The organism is Variovorax sp. P1_H2 (assembly GCF_056405295.1).
The window spans coordinates 1-2,707 of sequence record NZ_JBFUCJ010000250.1; the positions used below are offsets into that span (position 1 = coordinate 1).

General features: G+C 60.4%; 4 protein-coding genes and 1 pseudogene. All 5 read left to right on the forward strand.

Annotated features, from left to right (window positions below):
• A partial coding sequence (locus AC1D2E_RS35440) for a hypothetical protein (protein ID WP_478201730.1) occupies positions 1 to 858 on the forward strand: 858 nt, incomplete at its 5' end.
• 109 nt (positions 859 to 967) lie between these two features.
• Positions 968 to 1,159 (forward strand): annotated as a pseudogene (locus AC1D2E_RS35445) (sigma 54-interacting transcriptional regulator); the annotation flags it as partial.
• 112 nt (positions 1,160 to 1,271) lie between these two features.
• Positions 1,272 to 1,541, forward strand: coding sequence for an AAA-type ATPase lid domain-containing protein (locus AC1D2E_RS35450; protein ID WP_478201731.1), 270 nt, complete (start codon positions 1,272 to 1,274; stop codon positions 1,539 to 1,541).
• 258 nt (positions 1,542 to 1,799) lie between these two features.
• A complete protein-coding gene (locus tag AC1D2E_RS35455; protein WP_478201732.1) occupies positions 1,800 to 2,165 on the forward strand; it encodes a transposase in 366 nt (121 codons plus the stop codon).
• Positions 2,162 to 2,497, forward strand: coding sequence for an IS66 family insertion sequence element accessory protein TnpB (gene tnpB, locus AC1D2E_RS35460; protein WP_478201733.1), 336 nt, complete (start codon positions 2,162 to 2,164; stop codon positions 2,495 to 2,497). Before AC1D2E_RS35455 ends, tnpB begins: the two co-directional genes overlap by 4 nt.
• Positions 2,498 to 2,707: the final 210 nt, after the last annotated feature.

The following is a 2,707-nucleotide window of genomic DNA, read 5'->3' on the forward strand; positions in this document are numbered from 1 at the left end:
GTGTACGCGGAAATGGCCGATCTTTTAAGGACCGGCATTCTGCTGCCTGTTTCAAGTTCTTCAATAGATGCCACCAAGGTTTCATATTTCGAACAGCACTTCGTTAACAATGCCGGCGCCAAGCTGCCTGAGCTTGACTTCGAAAAATTTCAATTTCTGGCAGGCACAATAGCTGAGGAGCAGTACCGAATTTATCGACTCAATAACCGAGCCGATCACTTCTTTCCTGCTCCTGTATACGTGAAAGTGCTGAAGGAATTATTGGTGCAGGCCGATCAAAAATTTTCAAGTAGAGAACTGAATCAGCGATTTGGTATTTCCGTTATTGGTGATATTTCGGCAATTAGTCCGGACTCCGTCTCAATAGGTGATTTGGTCAAGATCCGGCTAAACGATCAATTATTTGATGATTGGCGGAATTTTCTCGGAGGCGTGTTTAAAAGTCTCGACGAAAATGTCGCCAATTATTCCGACATTGATTTGGATTACTCGACGACCGTTCGAGAACGGTTCTCTCAGTGGAACGGAAAAATAGCAACTGAAATGGAGAAGGGATCCGTATTTAGTTCGATGAAAAAAACCGTCCAAAGTATCGGGTGGGGGCATTTAGTGGCGGCGTGGGGGGGCCATATTGGGTGCCAGCGCGGCGGGGATGACGGGGGCAGTGCTCGGTGGAGCCGCTGGCGGAGTGATCAAGCCCGCGATCGAATCACTAAGGGACGTTGGCAAGGCATCATCGAAAAGATCGAGCGCAATTGCTGTCCAGCATCACTTCATGGCTCTGGGGTTGACGGGGCAAGAGATCAAGGCGAGACGTTAGTCGGACAACCTATAACGCCAGTCCTCACGATGGCCTGAACGGTCGCACGCCGCTCGAAGCCATGGAGTATTCCGTGCGCCGCGACGACGTTATGCTCAGCTGGTTGCCCGAGGCTACACGACTGCGCATGCAGCGCGCTCCGGCCTCTTGCGCGAGGCCGAAGGTGGCACCCTGTTCCTCGACGACATCGATTGCCTGCCAATCTCCGCGCAGAGCAAGTTGCTGCGATTCCTGCAAGAGCGCGAGTACCGTGTGGTCGGGTCCAACGCCTTGCAGCATGCCGATGTGCGAGTCATTGCCGCGAGCAATCGCGACCTCTTTTCGTTGTCGCAGCAGGGTCGCTTTCGCCAGGACTTGTTCTTTCGGCTTAATGTCCTTTGCTTGTCGCTGCCACCGTTGCGCGAACGCCGCGACGACATCCCTGAACTCCTCTCGCACTTCATTCGCCGATATGCGCTTCGCTTCAAGCGCGCAGTCAACCGGCATCACACCGCGTGCGCTGAGCAAGCTCCTGCTGTACGACTGGCCAGGCAATGTGCGCGAACTGCAGCACGAAGTCGAACGTTTGTTGCTGTTCGCGAGCGGGACGATGATCGACGACGGCGACATTCACATTGGCATCGACAACGCCTCTGCCGATTCCTTCAAGGAGGCCAAGACGCGCGTCGTCGACAGCTTTGAGCGCAGCTGCCCTGTGCGCCAGTCGCGGCAATGTGACTGAGGCCGCGCGCGTCGCAGGCAAGCACCGGCGCGCGTTCTTCGAATTGATACGCAAGCACCGCATTTCCCCGGAGACCTTCCGATTGGACGCGGGCTGAGCAGTTCCTGATCGCCAATCCTCAGGCCGCCACAGCGCCCAAGCGTTGTGCCGGCCTTTTTTCATGCGCCGCAGATGCGCAGTAAGCAACTGGCCACGCCATCTTGAATCGCTCCGCTGGTGCCGGGAGCATGCGTCCACCTCACAACTTAGGTGGACACCATGGAAATCGCCAAACCCGCTACCCGCCGTCGCCACGGCCCGGACTTGAAGTCGCGCGTTCTCGCCGCGTGCGCCGCGCCTGGCGCGTCGGTCGCCGCTGTCGCCCTGGCGCATGGCCTCAACGCCAATCTCGTGCATCGGTGGCGCCGTCTGGCCGCTGTCGAAGCGTCAAGCACGCCGGTGAAGATAGTCCCGCCAACGAGCGCCGAGATGGGCTTCGTCGCAGTGCCCCTGCCGAAGACTACTGCCCCCGCGCTGCCCGACATCCGCATCGAGCTTCGTCGCGGTGCGACATCGATCGCGGTGACCTGGCCGATCGGCGCAGCAGCCCAGTGCGCGGGCTGGCTTGGTGAGTTGCTGCGGTGATCCGCATAGATGCCATGTGGCTCGCGAGCGAGCCCGTCGACATGCGCGCCGGACCTGAGCGCTTGCTCGCGCGGGTCGTCGCTGTCTTCGGCGCTGCCCAGGCGCATCACGGCTATCTCTTCGCCAACGCGCGGGGCACGCGGATGAAGCTGCTGATGCACGATGGCTTCGGCGTCTGGTGCGCCGTGCGGCGGCTGAACCAGGGCCGAATCCTCTGGGCGGCGCCGGGCGCAGGTGGCYGCCTGGCACTGACGCAGGCCCAGTTCGACGCCCTCATCGTCGGGTTGCCCTGGACGCGGCTCGAGCAGATGCAGCGCATCGACTACGTGTGATGCCCGTGCCCGGCGCGCAACGCGCCGGGCAATTCGAAGATCCCCCGATGACGCGCGCCGGGAGGCTGCGCACAATCGGCACTCATGGTTGACCTCGCCACGCTCGAAGCCAAGGACCTGCGGGATCTGAGCCCGAGCGCCATGGCCGAGCTGGCCACCCGCATGCTCGCCGAACTCAAGGTGCGCGACGAGCAGGCGCAGCGCGACGCC